Source organism: Reichenbachiella faecimaris, from assembly GCF_900176375.1.
Taxonomy (GTDB): Bacteria; Bacteroidota; Bacteroidia; order Cytophagales; family Cyclobacteriaceae; genus Reichenbachiella; species Reichenbachiella faecimaris.
In genome coordinates this window covers 265,487-287,664 of record NZ_FWYF01000004.1, presented here as the reverse complement: position 1 = coordinate 287,664, position 22,178 = coordinate 265,487, and the positions used below count along the sequence as shown (strand labels likewise).

Annotated in this window: 18 protein-coding genes; 13 read left to right on the top strand and 5 right to left on the bottom strand. The window is 39.4% G+C overall.

Translation table 11 applies throughout. The features are described 5' to 3' along the window. The first annotated feature begins 78 nt into the window (after window positions 1–78). Window positions 79–1,167, top strand: coding sequence for a fatty acid desaturase family protein (locus B9A58_RS17840; RefSeq protein ID WP_084374233.1), 1,089 nt, complete (start codon window positions 79–81; stop codon window positions 1,165–1,167). On the opposite strand, the gene B9A58_RS17835 is transcribed toward B9A58_RS17840, so the two are convergent. The 3 genes from B9A58_RS17835 to B9A58_RS17825 all read right to left on the bottom strand — a co-directional run bounded on the left by B9A58_RS17835 (window position 1,160) and on the right by B9A58_RS17825 (window position 4,750). Continuing rightward, window positions 1,160–2,434: an MFS transporter gene (locus B9A58_RS17835; RefSeq protein WP_084374232.1), complete on the bottom strand. Its 1,275-nt coding sequence runs from the start codon at window positions 2,432–2,434 to the stop codon at window positions 1,160–1,162. The genes B9A58_RS17840 and B9A58_RS17835 overlap by 8 nt on opposite strands. A 15-nt stretch (window positions 2,435–2,449) precedes the next feature. Further along, complete coding sequence (locus B9A58_RS17830; RefSeq protein WP_084374231.1) at window positions 2,450–3,943, bottom strand: helix-turn-helix domain-containing protein; 1,494 nt, start codon at window positions 3,941–3,943, stop codon at window positions 2,450–2,452. Between the two features lie 93 nt (window positions 3,944–4,036). Continuing rightward, the gene (locus B9A58_RS17825; protein ID WP_084374230.1) at window positions 4,037–4,750 is read right to left on the bottom strand and encodes a hypothetical protein; all 714 of its coding nucleotides are present in this window, start codon (window positions 4,748–4,750) and stop codon (window positions 4,037–4,039) included. 93 nt (window positions 4,751–4,843) lie between these two features. On the opposite strand from B9A58_RS17825, the gene B9A58_RS17820 reads away from it, so the two are divergent. The 7 genes from B9A58_RS17820 to B9A58_RS17790 all read left to right on the top strand — a co-directional run bounded on the left by B9A58_RS17820 (window position 4,844) and on the right by B9A58_RS17790 (window position 10,969). Next, window positions 4,844–5,500, top strand: a complete 657-nt coding sequence (locus B9A58_RS17820) for an NUDIX hydrolase (RefSeq protein WP_245827108.1) — start codon at window positions 4,844–4,846, stop codon at window positions 5,498–5,500. Then, a complete protein-coding gene (locus B9A58_RS17815) occupies window positions 5,497–6,747 on the top strand; it encodes a DUF819 family protein (protein WP_084374229.1) in 1,251 nt (416 codons plus the stop codon). Before B9A58_RS17820 ends, B9A58_RS17815 begins: the two co-directional genes overlap by 4 nt. A gap of 74 nt (window positions 6,748–6,821) precedes the next feature. Continuing rightward, the gene (locus tag B9A58_RS17810; protein WP_139793968.1) at window positions 6,822–7,595 is read left to right on the top strand and encodes a hypothetical protein; all 774 of its coding nucleotides are present in this window, start codon (window positions 6,822–6,824) and stop codon (window positions 7,593–7,595) included. A 3-nt stretch (window positions 7,596–7,598) separates the two neighbouring features. Next, complete coding sequence (locus B9A58_RS17805; protein ID WP_084374227.1) at window positions 7,599–8,138, top strand: YceI family protein; 540 nt, start codon at window positions 7,599–7,601, stop codon at window positions 8,136–8,138. Between the two features lie 3 nt (window positions 8,139–8,141). Beyond that, complete coding sequence (locus tag B9A58_RS17800) at window positions 8,142–9,014, top strand: DUF5777 family beta-barrel protein (protein ID WP_084374226.1); 873 nt, start codon at window positions 8,142–8,144, stop codon at window positions 9,012–9,014. Between the two features lie 174 nt (window positions 9,015–9,188). Continuing rightward, complete coding sequence (locus B9A58_RS17795; protein WP_084374225.1) at window positions 9,189–10,211, top strand: zinc-binding dehydrogenase; 1,023 nt, start codon at window positions 9,189–9,191, stop codon at window positions 10,209–10,211. Beyond that, window positions 10,208–10,969 carry a type III pantothenate kinase gene (locus tag B9A58_RS17790; RefSeq protein ID WP_084374224.1) on the top strand — a complete coding sequence of 254 codons (762 nt, stop codon included), beginning with the start codon at window positions 10,208–10,210 and terminating at the stop codon, window positions 10,967–10,969. The genes B9A58_RS17795 and B9A58_RS17790 overlap by 4 nt, the downstream gene beginning before the upstream one ends. Here the strand turns inward: B9A58_RS17790 and B9A58_RS17785 are convergent. After that, window positions 10,961–12,019, bottom strand: a complete 1,059-nt coding sequence (locus B9A58_RS17785) for an AMP-binding protein (RefSeq protein ID WP_084374223.1) — start codon at window positions 12,017–12,019, stop codon at window positions 10,961–10,963. The genes B9A58_RS17790 and B9A58_RS17785 overlap by 9 nt on opposite strands. 98 nt (window positions 12,020–12,117) lie before the next feature. Here B9A58_RS17785 and B9A58_RS17780 point away from each other — a divergent pair, with 98 nt between their 5' ends. From B9A58_RS17780 to B9A58_RS17765, 4 genes are all read left to right on the top strand, one after another. Then, a complete protein-coding gene (locus B9A58_RS17780) occupies window positions 12,118–12,717 on the top strand; it encodes an RNA polymerase sigma-70 factor (RefSeq protein WP_245827107.1) in 600 nt (199 codons plus the stop codon). A 15-nt stretch (window positions 12,718–12,732) separates the two neighbouring features. Beyond that, complete coding sequence (locus tag B9A58_RS17775; protein WP_084374222.1) at window positions 12,733–14,172, top strand: carboxypeptidase-like regulatory domain-containing protein; 1,440 nt, start codon at window positions 12,733–12,735, stop codon at window positions 14,170–14,172. A gap of 75 nt (window positions 14,173–14,247) precedes the next feature. Continuing rightward, entirely contained in the window at window positions 14,248–15,231 is a 984-nt protein-coding gene (locus B9A58_RS17770) for a FecR family protein (protein ID WP_084374221.1), read from the top strand. Window positions 15,232–15,308: 77 nt separating this feature from the next. Further along, window positions 15,309–16,811 carry a NupC/NupG family nucleoside CNT transporter gene (locus B9A58_RS17765; RefSeq protein WP_084374220.1) on the top strand — a complete coding sequence of 501 codons (1,503 nt, stop codon included), beginning with the start codon at window positions 15,309–15,311 and terminating at the stop codon, window positions 16,809–16,811. Window positions 16,812–16,871: 60 nt separating this feature from the next. Here the strand turns inward: B9A58_RS17765 and pckA are convergent, their stop codons facing one another. Then, window positions 16,872–18,491 (bottom strand): phosphoenolpyruvate carboxykinase (ATP), encoded by a 1,620-nt coding sequence (gene pckA, locus B9A58_RS17760; protein ID WP_084374219.1) that lies wholly within the window; start codon window positions 18,489–18,491, stop codon window positions 16,872–16,874. Window positions 18,492–18,910: 419 nt separating this feature from the next. Between pckA and B9A58_RS17755 the strand changes: the two genes are divergently transcribed. Continuing rightward, window positions 18,911–22,162: a HEAT repeat domain-containing protein gene (locus B9A58_RS17755; RefSeq protein WP_084374218.1), complete on the top strand. Its 3,252-nt coding sequence runs from the start codon at window positions 18,911–18,913 to the stop codon at window positions 22,160–22,162. Window positions 22,163–22,178: the final 16 nt, after the last annotated feature.

Below are 22,178 nucleotides of genomic sequence, written 5' to 3'. Positions count from 1 at the left end.
CTTTTGGGAATGATCTAAATCATGACATTCTTAAGCTAAGTTCACCTATCTTCCGAGTTGGTAGCATAAAAGAAGAACATGAAGAAAGCAGTTGTGAGGTTTAATCGATCACCAGAGATCGATTTTGTTAGTGAGTTAAGAAAACGTGTAAACAAGTATTTTGCAGACAAGGAGCTTTCAAAGTTTGCCGATACAAACATGCAATTGAAGACTGCTTTTATGTTAACTCTTTATTTTGCACCATTTATTATTTTAGTTTCAGGTTCAGTCCAAAATTTTGGAACCATGCTATTGCTCTGGAGCTTGATGGGATTGGGCATGTGTGGTATAGGATTGTCAATCATGCATGATGCCAATCATGGTGCTTATTCAAAGAAAAAATATGTCAACAATGCTTTGGGCTATCTGCTCAATGTGATTGGTTCTTATCACATCACTTGGAAAATTCAGCACAATGTATTGCATCACTCATCTACCAATGTTCATGAGTATGACGAAGATTTGAACAATCAAATTTTAAGGTTTTCACCTGATCAAGAGAGAAAAAACATCAATAAATATCAGGCCTTCTATGCTCCATTTCTTTATGGATTACTTTCCTTATACAAAACTTTCAGCAAGGATTTTGAGCAAATCAAGAGATTCAATAAAAACAATTTGTTGTCGAGTCAAGGGGTTACTCTAAACGGGGCCATTCTTCAGATTACTGTCAATAAACTAATTTATTTGGGTGCAACCTTGGCTCTTCCTATGCTGATTTTGACCATGCCATGGTGGCAAACGTTGATTGGATTTCTCATTATGCATTTTATTTGTGGGATCATTTTAGCTTTGATATTTCAATCAGCTCATGTGCTAGACAGTACCCAATTTTATCAAGCAGATGAAAACGGGAGTATAGACAACTGTTGGGCCATTCATCAATTGAATACTACAGCCAATTTTGCAAAAAAAGGGAGGTTATTTTCTTGGTTGATTGGAGGTTTAAATTATCAGGTAGAGCATCATCTATTTCCAAATATTTGCCATGTGCATTATGAAAAAATCTCTCATATTGTACGTCGAACGGCAAAGGATTTTGACATTCATTACAATGAGTATCCTACGTTTTTTGATGCGATAAAGAGTCATTTCAGAATGCTACACATTCTTGGAAAAGTCAGCTAGCTCTATTGAGCTTTCTAAACCAAGTAGTTGCCAATAATCCTATAAAGGCAAACCCCGCTAATAGCATAAATACCAGCTGATGGCCTAATGCACCTGGATTTTCATCTAGAAAATAGCCCATAAGAGGCCCCATAAAAATGTCTGGCGTGAATCCAATGACTGATATCAATCCAATTGAGGTACCTGAAATTTCTAAAGGAATGAGAGCCTCTTGGATCAATGAAAAATATAAGCCTCGCACCGCATAAACACCTACACAGGTAGATAAAATTACGAAAATATAGTAGTAAGGTATTTGATGGGGCAGAAGGCCAGAGCCAATGGCTAGTCCGCTAAAAATCATGGTGGCAAATCCCCAAGAGATAACCTTAGAAGACTGAGCAATTCGATCTGCGAGGAAGCCAGCTGTTATGGCCACTATCATTCGCATCCAAAGTGCTAAAGCACCAACCTGTGCAGCTTCAACATCTGAATAAGCCAGCACATCTTTAGCCAAGAGTGAAAAATCATCAGTGATCTTGTACCCCACATAAGCACAAACGATAATAATAGCTTGAAGCCAAATTTTCGGTTCTTTGGCTATGAGAGTCATTTGTTTGAGTGAAATTTTATTGTGGCGTTCGGTTTTGGGGTGATCAGTTTTTCGAAAGAAGAACCAGATCAACAAACCTATTACAATTACCCAGCCTGAGAAAAAGTATATCACATAGCGAAAAGCCATTTGCTGTTCGGCTAATGTGGCTGGTTCCGATTCATTATTCAAGTAAAATGAGAATATACCTACAGCCACTGAGCCAGCAAATGCAGCTATAAAACCCCTACCACCTTCAAGAAATCCAAAGGCTCTTCCCTGAGAATAACTTCCACCTATTGATCGGGTGGCCTTGATTAACGCCGCCCAGAATAACAAAATAGTGGTCATCCCCCAAAAACCATACAGCCATAAGAGTGAGGATAATGAATGGGCAAATGCCAAGCAAAAGCCACCAAACCCAGTGGAAAGCAGAGCAGAAGCTATGAGCAAACGAGGAGAGAATCGATCAGCTAGCGGACCACCCAGAAAATAGGCCACCATAGCTACCACTCCATAAACTGAGTAAAGCGAGCCTAGTTCCAAGTTAGTGATCTCAAATACAGCTAAAAATGTAGGCCGAAAAACACGAGCCAAAACAAAAGGAAGGAAGAAAATGGATTCACCCGCAAGAATAAGAAGCGTTAGCTTTAGTGCCTTAGAACCAGACCTTGATTGAAAGAAACTGTTGTTCATGAGTTCAAAGTTTGATTATTTAGGATTAAAATCCTTCAACACTTCCTTACGCTCTTCCTCCTTTTTGAGACGCTCATAGACATAAGGTGGAGAGGCGCGTACCTTACAGTTTTGCGCCATGCAGCGCTCACAGGTATCATTGACGAGCTGTGTTTTGATAGCAGTGTCTCCTAAGAACTTGATTGTTTTTCTAACTTTGTCATCCAGTTTGATGCCTAACGCCAAACTGTTGTTGATGCCCTTAGTAGGAGCAAAAGGTTTCGCTAAGGATAGCAGCAAGAATTCTTCACCCGTATCTATGTAGCGTGCGATTTGAGCTCCCCCTATGATTTCACCTGGCTTGGTTTTGTGAATTTCCTCTAGCTCATCCAGCATGGTGATAAACTTCCACCTTCTACAAAAATGCTCTTGGAGTGTAGTGCCTCTAGGCTGGTTCATTCTAGACAGGTGCATTTCTTTGCTCAGATGATAATGATCTGTCCCAGGTTTGTGGTTGAATTTAAAAAAGAACAATTCATGGAATCCGAAATATTCTGGCAGAAGGTTAGTCATACGTTGCAATACCATCTCAGGCGTGGTGTTGTAGTGGCGCATGGTATCGATGAGAATGTTCTGATTCCATTGCTCATTGGAGAAAAAATCCTGAAGGTCTTGGAGAAAATTTTTCCGATTGATCAGTACGGCCGAGGCAAAATAGGAAGCTTTGAAGTCATTGAGCACCTGATCAAAATTGTCGATTTTCACCCAAGGAGTCGCAGTATTTCGCTGCTTGAATTTGAGGTAATTAAAACCCACTTCCTTGGCCAGATAGAAGGCACGCTGACGCTGACTCAGTTCGCTATTGAGTACCAATTTTTTTCTGCGCTTTTCCTGAATCATCACACTGCGTAATTCGCTGAGAGAAGAATGTTCAGTAAAATCATTGTTGACCAGTTTGTAGTTGTATTTTTCTGTCAAGTAATCTTCAAACTCTGATTCAGGTATGTATTTACCCGCCAATAATCGAACTTCTTCAGAAAACCGTTCGGCAGCTTCTTCTATTTCTGGAAAGAAGTTCTCATGAATTTCTTGATAGGAACGCAGTACAGAAAAATAAAAAGTTTCTACCCGTACGTCGTAATTACGGCTAACCTCCAGCAGGGTTCCAATAAAAGCATTGAGTTTAGAGGGTGCATTGGAGAGCAAATCAAGGAGTCTGGAAAGCTCCAGCCCAAACAAATCTAACGGTAGCTCTGATAAAATCCCTGAGTGTAGCAATCGAGAAACGGGTGCCAGTTTCTTGTTTAAAATCTCAGATTTTAGTTCCGTAGGTTTTACTTTTAGCGCATCAGCGAGCGCGATGAGTTTTTCTGATTTTGGGTATTTTTTGCCTTTTTCAATCTCATTCAAATAGGAAACCGAAATGCCAGATAAATCTGAAAGTTGCTGAAGAGACAATCCATGATTTAGTCTCAGCTGCTTCAGTTTGATCCCAAAGATGAGTTTGACGTATTCTTTGTTCAATGCCATAATGAATCATCAAAATAAGCAGATTTTTCAGTCTCCACCCATTTATAAAGTGATTTTCACGTTTGAAAATGGTTTCGAATAAAATTAAGACAATTACTTGAGTTCGCTGTCATTGGCGAAGAGCTTCATCAAACTCACCAAATGTGAGAATAGAACTGCTGGCACTACAAAACCTGGCAGCCAAATGAATGGAAAATAGAACACGGCCACATTGGGTTGATCCTTTGCAAAGACCTGGAAGGGGGTAGGTGCAGCCAGTATGGCATGTCCGACAATATTGATCAGCAAACCAAGTGCAATAAAGTTCCAAAGGATGGCGCCAATTCTACTTTTGCTTCTTAGACCCACCATGAAAATAGCAACAAAAGGTGCTGTAATTCCTGAAAGGATGTCATAGTTGATGCCTTCAAAGGTGAGTAAGTAGGGTAGTAGTTGACTACCAGCCAGCCACCACAATACGATCTCAATAGGCACACGAACGATATGTAAATATGTGAGTGTGGTGATAGGAACTCGCATGAGAAAGCTCCTGGATCGAGAATTAAATAGGATAACCAGGATTCCAATAATGGGAGGAAGTAAGACAAATATGAGTCTTGGAGGCATGGCGTCAAAAGCAAGAAAAAAATCGTTCAGTGCAAGGAGAGCAATGATAAATAGCCAGACCATAAGAAAGGTTGAGGCCACAACTGCTTGGTTACTGGTTTTGTTCTTTTGGGCTAATTTGATACCGTAGTAAAGGAACCCAAAGGTGGCCGCGACAGTGGTTAAGAATACTCCACTGACGTAGGAGGGAAGTTCACTCATAAGGTTTTTAATGATGTAGAACTAAGTTAATAATTATCTTGATATGTTTGTCAGTCCGCAATTATTTTTTGAATTGGATAAATACCTTAAAAGTTGATTGATAGCAGTAACTGGCAGACACTTAAAGACGCACTGAAAACAGCATTGAAGGCAGAGCCTTTAGGTATGCAGGCGCAAATTGAGATGGCACCATTGCCAGATGTCTCCCAACGGTTTGACAAAGAAAGCGCCAAGAAAGCCCGTCAGAGTGCGGTCATGATTTTACTTTATCATGAAGATGGAAAAATCAAGTTTCCTCTAATCGTAAGGCCTCAGTACCCGGGTGTTCACAGTGGTCAAATAGCCCTTCCAGGTGGTAAATATGAGGAGGAGGATAAGGACTTGATTTATACGGCACTTCGCGAAACGCAAGAAGAAGTGGGTGTAGACATGCATCAGGTTGAAGTGATTGGTCAACTCTCTGAACTGTACGTGCCACCTAGTAATTTCAATATCCTCCCTGTGATTGGCGTGCTATCAGAAGTCCCCAGTTTTATACTTGAAGAAAAAGAAGTGGAAGAATTGGTGATTGCGGATATACAGGTCTTGAACGACCAAACAAAAAGAAAACAAAAGCAAATGACGTTTTACAACGGAATCAATGTAGAAGTACCTTATTTTGATATTGAAGAAAGGGTAGTGTGGGGAGCCACAGCTATGATTCTTAGCGAATTTGCAACAATTATTAACAACATAAATAGTAAAAAATGAACGAATCTACAGCAATGATCACCAACGATGCCGTGGTCTTTGGACTCTTAATGCTGCTATTGGGTATAGTCTTCAAAACCAACGCTTCCTCCCATCCATTCTGGAAGAAATTTTATGGCATTTTCCCCTCTGTTTTGGTTTGTTATTTTTTGCCATCAGTTTTCAATTCTCTTGGAATAATAGACGGAAATGGGTCTAAATTGTATTTTGTGGCCTCACGCTACCTATTGCCTGCTGCTTTGGTGTTGCTGACGTTGAGCACAGATTTTAAAGAAATCAGGAAGCTGGGTTCAAAGGCTGTTATTATGTTCTTGACAGGTACAGTTGGTATAGTGATTGGAGGACCCATTGCACTTTTAGTGATTGGCTGGATCGCTCCAGATGTGATAGGTGCTACAGCAGATGAAGTATGGAGAGGGATGACCACAGTAGCAGGAAGTTGGATTGGTGGTAGTGCCAATCAGGCAGCCATGAAAGAAGTGTTTGAAGTAGGTGATGTCATTTTTTCAAAAATGGTGACAGTTGATATTCTGGTAGCTAATGTCTGGATGGCTGTCATTTTGATTGGTGCTGGCAAATCTAAAATGGTTGATAAGATGTTTCACGCTGATTCCTCAGCTATTGATGACGTGAAGACTCGAATTGAAGAATACAGTGCGAGTATTGCCAAGATGCCTACACTACCAGATCTAATGATGATTTTGGCGATCGCCTGTGGAGCCACTGGTGCAGCCCATTTTTTAAGTGACATCATAGCCCCATATATTCAAGCGAACTACCCTGCCATGGAAGAGTATAGCTTGACCAGTGGATTTTTCTGGATTGTGGTAATTGCTACTGCTATCGGATTGAGTTTGTCTTTTACAAAATACAGAAATCTGGAAGGAGTAGGTTCTACCAGAGTGGGGAGTGCGTTCATTTATATTCTCATCGCAACCATTGGTATGCACATGGATGTGATGGCCATTTTTGAATCACCAGGGCTGTTTTTGTTGGGGATCATTTGGATGTTGGTTCATGTGGCCCTGTTGCTGGGCGTAGCCAAACTGATCAAAGCGCCATTCTTCTTTGTAGCCGTGGGTAGCCAAGCCAATGTTGGAGGTGCAGCTTCTGCACCTGTGGTTGCAGCAGCCTTCCACCCATCTTTAGCTCCAGTGGGTGTTTTATTGGCTGTATTGGGATATACCTTAGGCACTTATGCAGCCTACATCTGTGGTCTTTTAATGCAGGCCGCTTCTGGAAGTTGATTTTTTTAAATCTTTGAAAGAACTTTTCTTCGTACATACGTGTATGTACATGTATCGAATGTTATACTTAAAGAATGAGAAAAAGGATACTTAGCTTAATGTCTTTAGTAGTTTTCGCTTGTAGTGATAATCAGGAAGTGAATTGTGATTTATCTGATTTGGCACTTACCGTTTCTGGAAATGAAAATGCAGATTGCAATGCTGGAGCGACCATTTCTTTTGATGCTCAAGGTGGAGAAGGCCCTTACTTGTTTAGATTTGAGGGTTCTCCATTTCAGGATTTAACAGAATTTAATGGAGTTCCTCTGGGTGGCCCATTCTTGGCTGAAGTAAAGGATGCCAAAGGCTGTGAAGCTACCTTAGAAGTGTTTGTCTCGGGAGATGAGAATACAGTTTCTTTTGATGCAGAAACTACCGCGGCTGGTTGTGGGATGTCTGGCGGAACCATTTCAATAACAGCCAGTGGGGGAGAGGGGGATTATCAATATAGGTTTAAAGATGAAAATTTTAATGATAGTAATACTTTCGCAGGTCTGAAAACAGGAACTTACCAAATTAGCGTAATGGATGGAGCGGGCTGTATTAATATCAAAGGAATTAAAGTATTGTCAGGAATAAGTTTCAAGTCCGACGTTCAGCCCATTATCAATGTCAGCTGTGCTACTACAGACTGCCATAGAAGTGGTAATGGATTGTCTGATTTCACTAACTTTAATATCATTCAATCCAGAACCAGCTCAATAAAATCGCAAGTGGTATCTAAAGTCATGCCTAAGGATGGGGCGCTGTCTGATGCTGAGATTCAGGCTATTGTCTGCTGGATAGATGATGGTGCCTTAAACAACTAGATCATGAAAAAATCAACCACTTTACTACTTGTTCTTTTTTGCTGTCTTTCGGCTTTCGCCCAAAAATATGTGAGTAACCAAAGCAGCATTCGTTTTTACTCAAGTGCTCCAGTAGAAGATATTGAAGCTGTCAATACACAATCTCAAAGTGCCATAGATTTGTCCAATGGTGGATTTGCTTTCTCAATTCCAAGCAATAAGTTTCAGTTCAAGAAATCACTGATGCAGGAGCATTTCAACGAAAACTATATGGAGTCTGAAAAATACCCGAAAGCTACTTTTACTGGAAAAGTAAAAAACTGGTCTATGTTTTCAGGAGAACAGGAAGTGGTGGCCTCAGGAGATTTAACCATTCATGGCGAGACAAAAAAAGTAGATATTGCGGCCCAATTGAATATACAAAATGACCAGTTGATTGTGGATAGTGTTTTTCCTATTGCCTTGGCCGAATACAAAATCAAAATTCCAAAAGCCTTGTTCTACAACATTGCCGATACCGTGGAAGTGACTGTACATTTCGAATACAAACCTTTAACCAAATAACTCATGAGACGCTTAACTGTTATATTATTATGCTGCTCATTCTCAGGTTTTGCTCAGGATGATTTGATGTCTTTGTTGAATGATGAAGAAGGAAGCCAAGAAGTAGAGGCTACATTTAAAAGTACCCGATTGATCAGTGGTCAGACAACTGAGATGCGTACAGCAGGTATTTTGGATTTTGTGATCTCTCATCGTTTCGGCACAATCAATCAAGGCATTGAACAGTTTTATGGACTGGACGATTCGCAAATTCGTTTGGGTTTGGATTATGGCATTACTGATCGGTTCAATGTAGGAATTGGACGTTCCTCTTTTCAGAAAATAGTAGATGGGTCGTTGAAATATAAGATTCTAATCCAGCAGACTGGAGAAAAGTCTATACCTGTTTCTTTGGTTGCTTTTACCAGTTTGGCAATCAAAACTGGAGAAGGTGCATTTACTGACCCTACGGCTGACCATCCATTCAGTGATCGTTTGTATTCTACTTTTCAGTTGTTGGCTTCGCGCAAAATGAATACCAATTTGTCCTTGCAATTTATGCCCACTTTTATGCATCGCAATTTGGTTCCATCCAACGAGTACCCAAATGATGTAATAGCCTTAGGCGTAGGCGGACGATACAAAATCAGCAAGCGAGTAGCCATCAATGCGGAATGGTTTCCTCAAGTGACCGAAAAAGGCCCAGAGATTTACGATGCCTTGTCCTTTGGTGTAGATATCGAAACGGGTGGCCATGTCTTTCAAATCCATATCACCAACTCCCGTTCTATGATCGAGCAAGGTTTCATTTCCGAAACCACAGGCAACTGGGGAGACAGAGATATTCATCTTGGTTTCAATATTTCTAGAGTGTTTGATTTAAGTCCGAAGAAGTAGAACGGTACCTAGTTTTATGGTTTTAACCCTGGTTGGTCTTGTGACCAACTAGATAATTGCGATTATTTTGTAACGATATCTTCTGAGTATAAATAGATTACAAAAATTCCTCCTTCTTGTAATGCCCTCATATAATTTCCCAATCTTTGACTTTCTTTAAAACGAATACCAAACATGGAAAGACAAGCCTATCGAATCGACAAAGTCGGCTCCACTTCAAACCTGAAATTAGTCACAGAATCACTTGAAGAACCAAAAACCAATGAAGTGCAAGTGGAGGTGCACGCCATAGGATTGAACTTTGCTGATGTCTTTGCTATACATGGCCTTTACAGCGCCACTCCAAAAGGTAGTTTTGTGCCAGGCCTGGAATTTTCTGGTGTAATAACGAAAGCAGGAGCAGAAGTATCCAACTACAAAGTGGGTGATCGAATCATGGGTGTGACCCGATTTGGTGGTTATGCCAGTCATCTCAATATTGACGACCGACATATTGTGCCTTTGGCTGAGGGTTGGTCTTTTGAGGAAGGGGCGGCATATTTGGTGCAAGGCATGACAGCCTACTATGCTTTGGTTAACCTTGGTGGTTTAGAAAAGCATCATACCGTTTTGATCCATAGTGGAGCGGGTGGTGTTGGCATCATGTCCAATCGCATTGCTAAGTGCTACGAGGCCTTTACGATTGGTACAATTGGTAGCGACAAGAAAATGAATGTCTTGGAAACTGAAGGTTTTGATGGTAAAATTGTTCGTAGCAAAAACTTTGGTAAGGATCTGGAAAAAGTACTGGGCGGACGTGAACTGAATCTTATTATTGAAACGATAGGCGGTGAGATATTTAAAGCTGGGTATAATCTACTCGCACCACAAGGCAGAATGGTTGTTGTTGGCGCTTCACAGTTTGCTTCACCTGGGTCTAAACCAAATTACTTCAAACTCCTTTGGAAATTTCTCACGAGACCTAAAATAGATCCGCAGCAGATGATTCAGGAGAATCGTTCTGTGATGGGTTTCAACTTGATTTGGCTGTATGAAAAAGTGGATGTGATGGATGATCTCCTGAAGGATATGGCTAGGCTTGATTTGGGCAAGCCCATGGTTGGCCGGACTTTCGAATTTGATCAGATGCATGACGCCATTAAGTTGTTTCAGAGTGGCAAATCAACGGGTAAGGTAGTGGTAAAAACAAAAGCATGACTATTGCCATAGACATAGGGAATACAGATGTAGTGGTAGGTTTCTATGATCAGGAGTGGAAACATATCTTTAGAGTGCCCAGCAATCTGGAAATGGAAGCGGCAGAGTACGAGAAACGTTTGAGAGTATTTCTTTTGGAAGCAGACGTGCCTGTACCTACCATCCGTCAAGTGATATTGAGCAGCGTGGTGCCTGATCTTACACCAGTGATTTTGGAAGTATTCGATCAGTTTTATGAAGGAGACATCACTGTAGTAGATGGCGAATTACTCAAACGACTCGAATTAGGGTCTATCAATCCTTACGAGTTAGGATCTGACCTGGCAGCAAATGCTGTTGGTGCTTTTGAGCGTTTTCAGCAAAGTGTAATTGTCGTTGATTTTGGGACGGCTCTGACTTTTACGAGTGTAAATGATAAGGGACAAATACTTGGTGTAGCCATTGCGCCAGGTGTGCGGACGGCTATGAAATCATTGTCATCAAATACGGCACGACTACCCGAAATTCCATTAGAAATCCCATCCAAGGTTTTAGGGAATAATACTGTGGAGGCTTTGCAGTCTGGGATTATGCAAGGTTATGTCGGGCTGGTTCGCCACATGGTAAGCCAGATAAAAGCGGAAATGGGCGGGAGCCCTCAGGTTATTGCTACTGGAGGATTATCCTTCATATTTAAACCACTTCATGACCTTTTTGATGCAGTGGATGTGAATCTGACTCTTGATGGTTTGAGAACTATGTTCAAGCGATTAAGATAGGTCAAGTGCTTTTCTACGTGTTGCTTCTCGCTTTACTTTTCCAGAATCCGTTCGTATAAATTCGTCAATAAACAGCGCTGATTTAGGCGCGTGATATTTTGAAAAATTCTGAGTGACAATGCTTTGAATTTGATCCAATACTTTCTTTTCTACCTGACAGCTTTCTGCGATGATCATACACTCACTTCCCAGTTGATCATTGGGTTTCCAACTAATGATAAAATCAGTGAAGATATAGCCTTCAATAAATTTTTCCAGCTGTTCTGGATGTATTTTGATGCCGCCAGAATTAATGACATGATCTCTACGACCCAGCCATTGAAACTTATTAGAATCAGTAAGTTTCACAATGTCATTGGTTTGAAGCCACTCATGATTGGTTACTGTGCCAAGTATGCCCAGACATTCTTCAGCGTCTTGATTTAAAGTGATTCCTGGCAAAACCTCATATTGAGCATTTTTATATTCGCCTTTTACTGGCATCAATGCAACATGACTGACCGTTTCTGTCATGCCATAAGTTGCATAAATGTTGGTGTCTATTTTGGCCAATGTTTCAAAAGCCATGGATGATAATGGTGCTCCGCCTATTAATATGTTTTGAATTTTAGCCAAATGTCCAATAGTTCCATCTTCGATCATTTTATAAATCTGTACAGGGACAAATGAGGCGAAATCAATTGGATAGTCAAATTCTTTTAAAGGAGTAGAGCTTGGTCTTTGAAGGATTAAATTCATGTCGTTAACCAGGCATCTGGCAACCATCATCAGAGAGGCCACAAAGCTTGGATCAAGGCATAATAGTGCAGATTGATTTTTTTTTAATCCCAAAAACTCAGTAGTGGCTTGCACGCTTGCAACTATTTGGGTTCGACTGACATCAATAGATTTAGAAGTACCCGTAGATCCTGAAGTTTGAAATTGAAAGGTACGAGCATTTTGCTGCCAGTGATTGATGAAATCGACGATCTTAGCTGCATTTGGATATTTAGTTAGCAACTCACTGAGTCTATCTAAATGGTATTCAGACCGCTCAAAAACTATTTTCATCTGTAGACAGTATATTTAGTAATTTTATTTCCGTCAAATATCAAAAAAAAACCATTACCAATCTCGATAATTTTATATCCGTACAGAATGTATTATGTTTGAAATTGCAACATAAACTCATTGCTTATCGGGTTTGGGAAAATTATAGAATGTTAGATAATCAGGTCAATCTGCTCGTTAAGAGAATCATAAATAAGGAAAAGGAGGCCTTCGAAATTGTTTTTAATGAATACTACAAAGCACTTTGTAATTACGCTTTTAGATTCTTGGACGAATACGAAGAGGCAGAAGAAATCGTACAAGATGTATTTGTCAAATTTTGGGAAAAATGTGACACCATAGCAGAGGACTCTTCTCTCAAATCCTATTTGTACCGCTCAGTTCATAATACTTGCTTGAACCACATCAAGCACTTGAAGGTGAGGGATTCTTATCGTCAGCACATCATAGATCAGATGGAGCATGCTGAAGAAGCAAATTATGAAGGAGATGAGGGTAAAAACATTCAAGCCGAAATTTATAAAGCCATAGATGAGTTGCCTCCACAGTGCAAAAAAATATTTAAACTGAGTAGATTTGAGGGATTAAAATATCAGGAAATTGCAGACCACATGGGGCTGTCCATTAAGACTATTGAAGTTCAAATGGGAAAGGCCTTGCGTGTGTTGCGCGAAAGCCTGAAGGAATTTAAACGATAGTCACCTCAAAATAAAATGATCAGACGCCTGGCACATTTGTTAAGCAATGCTCTACCATTGGTTGTAGGCCTGATTTTCTTTTCCAGTCTTAGTTATGGACAAAAAAAAGGAGTTTTAAATAAAAAGCTTCAAATTAACCTACGTGAAGTAACTATAGACAGCGCATTAAACTATGTAAGTTATAAGACCAACGTTTTTTTTTCGTACAGCTCTGACATTATTGATGAACGTCAACGATTTACTATTGCTTACAACGATTCTAATTTAGAAGAGGTCTTGCACCAATTGTTACTAGGAACAGGTGTTGAATACACAATTATTAACGGTCAAATAATTTTATTTAAGAGTGACAAGAATACTACCACGCAGTATTTCTTCGAAAAAGTAAATATCAGAGGGAATGTGAGGGATTCACAAACAAATGAACCTATACCTGGAATAAATGTCTATGTGGCAGGAAACCTTAAAGGTAGTTCTACAGATGTTAACGGCAATTTCGAAATAAAAGGCTTGGCACCTGGGCGATACGAAATTGTGTTTTCGCACATTGTATATAATTTGGCTCATAGGCTTGTGACATTAGAAGGAGATCAGCAGTTTGTCCATATTCCACAGAAACTAGAGCCCAAGACAACACAACTCGAAGACATAGAAATAATAGCCAAAAGCAATAGCGAAACTCAGAAAAACTGGCAGCGTGGATTTAAAATTTTTGAGGAGGAATTTTTCGGAAATACACAAAATGCAAGTAAGTGTAATATCCTTAATCCAGAAGTATTGGACATTGATTACGATCGCGAAACTGGAGAACTTGCAGCAACTGCAGATCAGCCATTGATTATTGAAAATTTGGCACTAGGCTATCGTATCAATTACATCCTTGAGTTATTTGAGCATACACCCACTGTCACCCGACTATTAGGCATCTCTAATTTTGAGGAACTACCAGTAGCTAACAAAGCTGAATATAGACGAGTATTGAAAAATAGGAAAAGAAGTTTCAATGGCTCGATGACGCATTTTTTAAGATCCCTTACCAATGGTAGGCTTAAAAAAGAGGGATATATTATTGATGAAGTAGATGAACTACCAGCTGTAATCAATATTTCTCAATTTGAACTACCAGCTAAATTGGCGGCCAATAGTGGGCAGTACGCATTTGATAACTCACTTAAGTTTACAAAATATTTGATGGTAATTTATGTTAAAGAATATGAAAGTCAGGCTTATATAATGGATCGGCTTAAATTAGCAAATAGAACAGATATCCTGATGAATGGTGTGCCTTTAGGCGCATCTAATAGCGCTGGGCAGATATCATTTATTAAACTTAATTTACCCTCTGTAACTATAAATGAAAAGGGTTTTTTTAATGAACCATTTGCAGTTACAACCTATGGTTATTGGTCATGGGAAAGAGTGGCAGAGTATATGCCTTTTGATTATTCGCCATGATGTTTAAATTTGTTTTGCTAAGCAGTAGGGGTTGTATTTATATGACTTGTTAAAAAAGCGATATAAACCGTAAATATGGAAGAGCAGTTAGTAAAATATTTTTCTGGCAACCTCACATCCGAGGAGAAGCAGAAAATAGAAGAGTGGAGATGTGAGAGTGATACAAATGCTTCAGAGTTCTTAGAATTTCATAGGGCATGGAAGTTTAGCGCAGAGTTAGAAATTGATGCTAAAGGGGCATTGAATACAATAATGAGCCGAATCGAAGACCACGAAGGAGTTGTCAAGTCTGCTAACTTTAGTATAGGTACATATTTCAAATATGCTGCTGTAGCTATTTTAGCAATTGGCGTGCTGTTTTTTGGCAGAGAAGCTTTCGTCAAAGCACCACAGCAATTGGCGGTAGAGTCGCTCAATAATCTTGAGATCATTGCTTTGCCTGATGGCTCAGTGGTTACGTTGAGTGAAAATTCTTCTCTTTCTTATAGCGAAAAATTTGTTGGTGACACCAGAAGTGTGACTTTGAAGGGTAAGGCATTTTTTGATGTTAAAAGAGATGAATCCAAACCATTCATTGTAAATACTGATCAATCTAAAATTGAAGTGTTAGGAACTTCCTTTCTGGTCAACACAGAATCAGAAAACGCACTAACTGAAGTAATGGTAAAGACAGGCCGAGTAGCAGTGAGTAAAAAAGAAAGTAGGCCATCTGAAAAAATAGAATTGATAGCTGGAGAGGTTGGGAGACTAGTAGAGCATGCAGGAGTATTTGAAAAATCTACAATTGAAAATTATAACTACCTGGCTTGGAAAACTAAACTCATTGAATTCAACAATGAAGAACTTAGTAGTGTATTGGAAACGCTGAGAGAAGTTTACAGCGTGAAGATAGTGGTATCCAATGAAAAAATTTACGATTGCCACATGTCAGCTAAGTTTGACAATCAACCAGTAGAGTCTGTACTTGAGATTTTGAGCAGAACGTTTAACCTTGATTTAACAAAATCTGGAAAGAATGAGTTTTTTCTTTCTGGAGAAGGTTGTATTGTGGTTCAGTAGAGATATTATTCAATAAGCCATAGAAATTATTATATTGCAATTCCAGTCAATCCGGCTGGAATTTTTTTGTGCCCATAATGAAGAAATTTATAACGTTACTTTTTTTGATTGCTGTATTGGCCAGTCAAACACACGTCCAAGCGTGTGGTCAACCTGATTCTGTCTTATTGGTTACTGATTCACTAGAATTAGTTGAGGAAAATGCCTCTGACCCTCTTCAGAATGAATATCAAGTAGCCAAAGAGGAAAAATCGAATATACTTTCTGTTGAAAATGACCAGAACGTTGAAAGCAATGTATGGACTGTTGTTCGCGGAGTATTGGGTATGGCCGTGTTGATATTTATCGCCTGGGTTTTTAGCACAGATAGAAAAGCCATCTCGTGGAAAGTAGTTGGGATTGGTTTGTTTATTCAGTTGGGTCTCGCCTTGTCGATTTTGCATATCCCACTTGTTCGCGGACTATTTGAGGTGGTTGGGAGAATCTTCACCAAGATATTGGATTTTACGAAAATTGGGAGCGAGTTCTTGTTTAGAGGATTTATGGACATTGACTCCTATGGATTTGTATTTGCCTTGCAAATTTTGCCAACAGTTATCTTCTTTTCTGCCATTACCAGTGTGTTGTTCTATTTGGGAATCATTCAGCGGGTGGTTTATGCTTTAGCTTGGCTCATGACCAAAGCAATGAAATTGAGTGGTGCTGAGAGCTTAAGTGTGGCAGGAAATATTTTCTTGGGTCAGACAGAAGCACCATTGATGATAAAGGCCTACTTGGATCGAATGAATAAGTCTGAGATGCTTTTAGTGATGACAGGAGGGATGGCTACAGTGGCTGGAGGGGTGCTGGCCGCTTATATTGGGTTTCTTGGAGGAGATGATCCTGTGCAACGCTTGATTTTTGCCAAGCACCTGCTGGCAGCATCCATTATGGCGGCACCAGGTGCTGTAGTCATTTCGAAAGTACTAATACCGCAAACAGAGAACATCAATGAAAAGGTAGAGGTAAGCAATGTCAATGTTGGTAGCAACCTGTTGGATGCCATGTCCAATGGAACTACTGAAGGCTTAAAGTTGGCATTGAACATTGGCGCTATGCTTCTTGTATTTTTCGCTTTTCTGGCCATGATCAATTTTGGTTTAGGGGAAATAGGAAATCTACTAGGTTTAAATGAACTAATATCAAATGCCACTGATGGGAGTTATTCCCGTCTGAGTTTTGAATTCATTTTTGGTTATGCTTTTGCGCCAATCATGTGGCTGATTGGGGTTGCATCAGAAGATATTACCCTTGTGGGTAGATTGTTGGGTGAAAAACTGATTGCCAGTGAATTCGTTGGATATGAAAGCCTTGCTCGTTTGAAAGGAGAGGGAGCTTTTGCCAGCACCAGATCCATTATTATGTCTACGTATATGCTTTGTGGGTTTGCCAATTTTGCCTCCATAGGCATTCAAATTGGAGGTATTGGCGGTTTGGCTCCATCTAAGCGCGTTCTGCTTTCTGAGCTAGGTTTAAGAGCTTTGTTAGGTGGGACTTTAGCTTCTTTACTTTCCGCTACTATTGTTGGGATGCTTTTATAGGGTATAAAAAAAGCTCTTCTATTTGAAGAGCTTTAATAAATATCAATTTCTTGATCTTAATCAATCATATTTTGGATTTGGAACAGGTTCTCCTGACATGATCTCATCATTTGCAAAGTCACTGTATTTTTTGAAATTCTCGACAAATTGTCTAGCCAAGTCATTAGCCTTTTTGTAGTATCCCTGATCGTTTTTCCAGGTTTCTCTGGGGCTTAGTACTTCTGACGGTACTTCTGGACAAGTCAATGGAATTTGAACACCAAAAATAGAGTGCGTTCTGAAACCAACATTGTCAAGTGTTCCATTGAGAGCAGCTGTAATCATTGCTCTGGTGTATTTGAGTTTCATCCTAGACCCAACACCGTACGGCCCACCTGTCCAACCTGTGTTAATTAGCCATACATTCACGTCATATTTTTCCATTTTCTCACCTAGCATCTCCGCATATTTAGTAGGATGCAGTGGTAGGAATGGAGCACCAAAACAAGCACTAAATGCCGTTTGTGGCTCAGTAATTCCTGCCTCCGTGCCAGCGACTTTGGCAGTATAGCCAGAGATGAAGTGGTACATCGCCTGACCTTTGGTCATTTTGGAAACTGGCGGAATTACACCAAACGCATCACAGGTTAAAAAGAAAATATTCTTAGGTATGCCGCCAATTGAAGGCACTACAGCATTAGATATATGGTTAATCGGGTAGGCGGTTCTCGTATTTTCAGTTACGGATACATTTTCGTAATCTACCGTGTTTGTATTCTCATGAAACCTGGTGTTTTCTACGATAGCCCCAAACTTTATGGCGTCAAATATTTCAGGCTCTTTTTCTCTAGTGAGGTCTATTACCTTGGCATAGCACCCACCTTCAAAGTTAAACACATTGTCTTCTGTCCAGCCGTGTTCGTCATCACCAATCAATCCCCTGTTGGGATCAGCCGATAAAGTGGTTTTCCCTGTTCCAGAGAGACCAAAGAAAATAGCTGTATCATGATCTTCTTTACCAATGTTTGCAGAACAATGCATGGAAAGTACACCTCTTTCCTGCGGAAGGATATAATTGAGTACTGAGAAAATACCCTTCTTCATTTCACCCGCATACGCTGTACCACCAATGAGGATAATGCGTTTGGTCAAATTTATTACGGCAAAGTTTTTTTGGCGTGTACCATCAGTTTCTGGATCAGCCTCAAATTCAGGTGCACAGATAATAGTGAAATTTGGATCAAACTCTTTTAGCTTATATTGCTCTGGTCTGAGAAACATGTTATTGCAAAATAGATTTTGCCAGGCTAAAGTGTTGATTACTCGTAAGTTCAACCTGTAAGTCTTGTCAGCACCAGCGTAAGCGTCTCTTACATAGAGCTTTTTATCTTCCAAAAAGGAGATCATTTTCTGATGCAATTTATCAAATTGATCGTCCGAAAGAGGGATATTGACGTTGCCCCACCATACGGTGTCTTTCGTTTTCGCATCTTCTACGATGAAACGATCTTTAGGTGATCTACCAGTAAATTTACCTGTATCACACATCAAAGCACCAGTATCAGTGATACGCCCTTCGTTGTTTTTGATGGCCTCCTCTACAAGTTCGGCAGGAGTGAGATTCCAGTGAATGCTTTTGGCTGTTTTGATGCCTGAAGTTTCGATACCATTTGTTGTTGGTATCAATCCATATTGCTGCATGTTTAATTAGTTTTGGGTTAACTATCTAGGCGCGAAATTAATGGATTTATGGCAGGCAGAAAATGATTTGCAAAAGATATTTAACCGAAGGATAATCCAAATTTAAAATAGGACAATAGGAGGGAAAAATTGAACGTATCATAGTATAGGTATAAATACCTATTGAATAGGAGATTTCTTTTACTTGATACACGTAAATCTGCTTGCATAGTACGGTTTATTTTATTTATGTTTGGTTTTTAATTTGGTAGCTCAGGATCAAGGTTGGGTTTTTACAGAGGTGAACAGAGCATCTTGTTGAAACTTTAAAAAGTTATATTTGACGCTGGTGATTTCTTGGAAAAATCTAATTTCCTTTGGAATAGGCTGGAATTCAAATTATATTAAAAAATTAAATAAACTTAAATAAACTCGAAACTTTGCTACAATCATTTCTAGCGTTTCTTGGAGGCGAACCTGGTGAGGAAAAACCAATGCTCCTATTGCTTGGCCAAGGCTTTTTCATGGGAGTATTAATTGCTAGCTTAACTGTTGGAGGAGAGACTTTATTTGTTTCAACTGTCGGGGAGCAATACTTGGCAAGAGCTTTTTTCTTGTCTGGGGTTTTGGGTATTATAAGCGCAGGATTGTATGTGCAGTTTCAGAAGAAGGTTAATTTTTCAACGCTTCTACTTTCTATTGGCCTCCTCGTTTTTCTATTTATTGCAGGTATCCGATTTGCGTTTTGGTATACGGACTATAAAACTGATCATTTAGGTTTTCACTATTTACCCTTCATCCTGTTTGTGATGATGATGCCCTTGATATCTATCACAGTTCTCTCATTTTGGGGGGTGTTTGGTAGAATTTGGGATTTGAAGCAGGCTAAAAGAATTATTGGTGGAATTGATACTGGACAATTGGTGGCTACTATGATAGCCTTCTTTTCCATTCCGATATTGTCCGCATTAGGACTGATCAATGAGACGCATGATTTGCTTCTTCTTTCTACAATTGCAGGATTTGGGATATTAGTATTTTCCATATTAATCGTTAAAGATTTCAACCTGGATTCTGCAACCAAAATCAGACCTTCTGATGCCAAAGTAAGAAAGATTACCTATGTGGATTTGGTAAAAGATAAATACCTAAGAATGCTTTGTATTTTTATGGTGTTCTCCATGGCCTCGGCGGTATTTGCAAATTTTGTTTATTTCTCGGCTACAGAAATCATGTACCCTGATGAAACAGAGCTCAGAACCTTTTTGTCGTTTACAAATGGTGTTGTCATGCTGCTCAGTTTTATCATCCAAAGTTTTATCAATGATATTATCATTGGTAGATACGGTCTTCGTGTGTCTCTTATGGTTATGCCATTGATTTTAGCACTCTTTACATTAGGTGCAATATTTTCTGGTCATCTTTTCGTCTATGATGTGAAAACAGATGACTTCCTGTTTTTCTTTATCTTCCTTGTAGTAGGAAAGGTTTTCACCTCCTCTCTGAAGGATGCACTTGAAAATCCGGCCTTTAAGTTATTCTTTCTTCCATTTGATGTTAAGATTCGTTTTGACATCCAGTCTAGAATTGAAGGGGTTGTAAATGAAATAGCTGTATTGTCTGCTGGTGCCTTGCAAATTGCCCTAGGTACACTGTCTTTCTTTAAGCTCATCCACTATGCTTATTTCATCATGGTGCTGGCTGCTTTGATTATTTTTTATGCAGGGAAGCTATACGCTGAATATAAAATTGAATTGAAGAAGACGCTAGAGGATCAAAAATCTAAATTAAAAGGTTCTGGTACGCGAAACGACCATAATACGGTCAATGTGATAAAAGGTGAGTTTAGGAAAAGAAATCCAGAAAGGATTTTAAATGCATTGAAGTTGCTTGAGCGTATGGAGCCTATTATGCTCGATTTTTCTTTATTGGATTTTATTCGATCTGAACACAAGCATATCAGGATATATGCATATCAAAAATTAGGTGAGCTCAAAAGTTTCAATACCTTAGAAATACTAGCACGGGAAATTAGGAAGGAAGAGGATGATGAAGTGAAACGAGTTGGTATCGAAACCATCAAAAGCCTCAAAGCTATGGTGGATTATGAGTTGACTGAGATTGGAATCAAGAAACTCGTTCGCTCCACAGACATTCAGGACAGAATCTACGCGGCCAGAGTTTTGGCTAAGTTGGAGGATGATAAGTTCGTTCCTTTTTTGGTTGAACTTCTACGTGATATTAATCCAGCTGTACGCAAAGCAGCCATGGTTAGTGCGGGCAAATTGAAAAGACCCGAGTTTTGGTCGATTTTAATTGAAAATTTACATTTGCCAGCTTATAGCAACACCGCAGATTCAGCACTTATCTCCTCAGGTGAAACTATGTTTCATGCAATTGACTCGGCTTTTTATAAGACAGGTCAGGAGTTGGATACCATGATTCGTACCATGCAGATTTTTGGTAAAGTAGGTGGTAAGCAGGCTACCGAAATGCTCTGGAAGAAAATCGATTTCCCCGATAAAAATATTATCTCAGAGTTATTGCTTTCATTGAGTTATATTGGATTTGAGGCAAAGGATTTTCATGCAGCTAGAATTAAGCTGGCCATTGAGAGTACCATTAGCGATTTGACATGGAACATTAAAGCTCTTTTGGAGATCCCTAGAGATGACTTCTTTGACAAGCTAATTGTACAGGCTTTTGAGGAAGAGAATAAGAGAAACCATGAGCATCTATTTATGCTGTTGGCCATGATTTATGATGCACAAAGTATCAAATTGGTAAGAGACAATATCGAGGTAGGCACCACAGATAGTGTGTCTTTTGGTATCGAAATGCTTGGAATTTTTGTTGATGAAATTCTTCGCCCTAAGCTGACGGCAGTTTTGGACGATGACGATCCAAAAGATAAACTTGAGAAGCTTCATAATTTCTACCCTCCAGAAAGTTTTGAAGACTATGCTGATTTACTTTTACAGGTTGTAAATAGAGATTATAATAATATAAATAAGTGGACGAAATGCTTAGCTATGTATAAGTTGACACTTATGAGAGGGCAGAAAGTCACTGATGACTTATTAGCTAATCTATTTAACCCTGATGACACCATGGTTCAGACAGCCGCTGCTGTAATTTATAAATTGGATCCGGACCAATATCAGTACCACACCAAACGACTTAAAAACTCAGTTAAAAAGAAGCTGGATAAGGCCATAGTGCCACCAGTGTTTAAGTCTACTGAGGAAAAATTCCATCAAAAATTATTGATCATAGAAAGAGCCATTTTGCTGAAGCAAATACCATCTTTTATGACAATACCTGGGGTTATCCTATTAGATTTAGCTAAGCGATTTGAAGAAATCATGGTCGAACAGAATACGACCATTTTGGAGGAAGGGGATTCTGGTGATGCACCCGTTTATATAATAGTGAAAGGAAAGCTTACCGTATCTTACGAAAATGGAGATACCAGAAAACTTGAACAAAGAGATATTATTGGACATAAATTAATTTTAAGTTCTGATGTATGTCCTTATTCATTGACCACAGATACCGAATGTCTAATATTGACCATCGAGAAGGGTGAGTTATATGATGCGGTTTCTAGAAACATTGAAATGGTGGATGGAATTTTGACCATCGTAAACGAAGCCGAGATTGAAGAAGAAGTAGAATCAATATTCCACTAAACCAGCTAACAAAATA

Bases quoted from the DNA above. Each gene is read 5' to 3' on its own strand.
- B9A58_RS17840 (WP_084374233.1), top strand. From the start codon at position 79: ATGAAGAAAGCAGTTGTGAGGTTTAATCGATCACCAGAGATCGATTTT.
- B9A58_RS17835 (WP_084374232.1), bottom strand. From the start codon at position 2,434: ATGAACAACAGTTTCTTTCAATCAAGGTCTGGTTCTAAGGCACTAAAG.
- B9A58_RS17830 (WP_084374231.1), bottom strand. From the start codon at position 3,943: ATGGCATTGAACAAAGAATACGTCAAACTCATCTTTGGGATCAAACTG.
- B9A58_RS17825 (WP_084374230.1), bottom strand. From the start codon at position 4,750: ATGAGTGAACTTCCCTCCTACGTCAGTGGAGTATTCTTAACCACTGTC.
- B9A58_RS17815 (WP_084374229.1), top strand. From the start codon at position 5,497: ATGAACGAATCTACAGCAATGATCACCAACGATGCCGTGGTCTTTGGA.
- B9A58_RS17810 (WP_139793968.1), top strand. From the start codon at position 6,822: ATGAGAAAAAGGATACTTAGCTTAATGTCTTTAGTAGTTTTCGCTTGT.
- B9A58_RS17805 (WP_084374227.1), top strand. From the start codon at position 7,599: ATGAAAAAATCAACCACTTTACTACTTGTTCTTTTTTGCTGTCTTTCG.
- B9A58_RS17800 (WP_084374226.1), top strand. From the start codon at position 8,142: ATGAGACGCTTAACTGTTATATTATTATGCTGCTCATTCTCAGGTTTT.
- B9A58_RS17795 (WP_084374225.1), top strand. From the start codon at position 9,189: ATGGAAAGACAAGCCTATCGAATCGACAAAGTCGGCTCCACTTCAAAC.
- B9A58_RS17790 (WP_084374224.1), top strand. From the start codon at position 10,208: ATGACTATTGCCATAGACATAGGGAATACAGATGTAGTGGTAGGTTTC.
- B9A58_RS17785 (WP_084374223.1), bottom strand. From the start codon at position 12,019: ATGAAAATAGTTTTTGAGCGGTCTGAATACCATTTAGATAGACTCAGT.
- B9A58_RS17775 (WP_084374222.1), top strand. From the start codon at position 12,733: ATGATCAGACGCCTGGCACATTTGTTAAGCAATGCTCTACCATTGGTT.
- B9A58_RS17770 (WP_084374221.1), top strand. From the start codon at position 14,248: ATGGAAGAGCAGTTAGTAAAATATTTTTCTGGCAACCTCACATCCGAG.
- B9A58_RS17765 (WP_084374220.1), top strand. From the start codon at position 15,309: ATGAAGAAATTTATAACGTTACTTTTTTTGATTGCTGTATTGGCCAGT.
- pckA (WP_084374219.1), bottom strand. From the start codon at position 18,491: ATGCAGCAATATGGATTGATACCAACAACAAATGGTATCGAAACTTCA.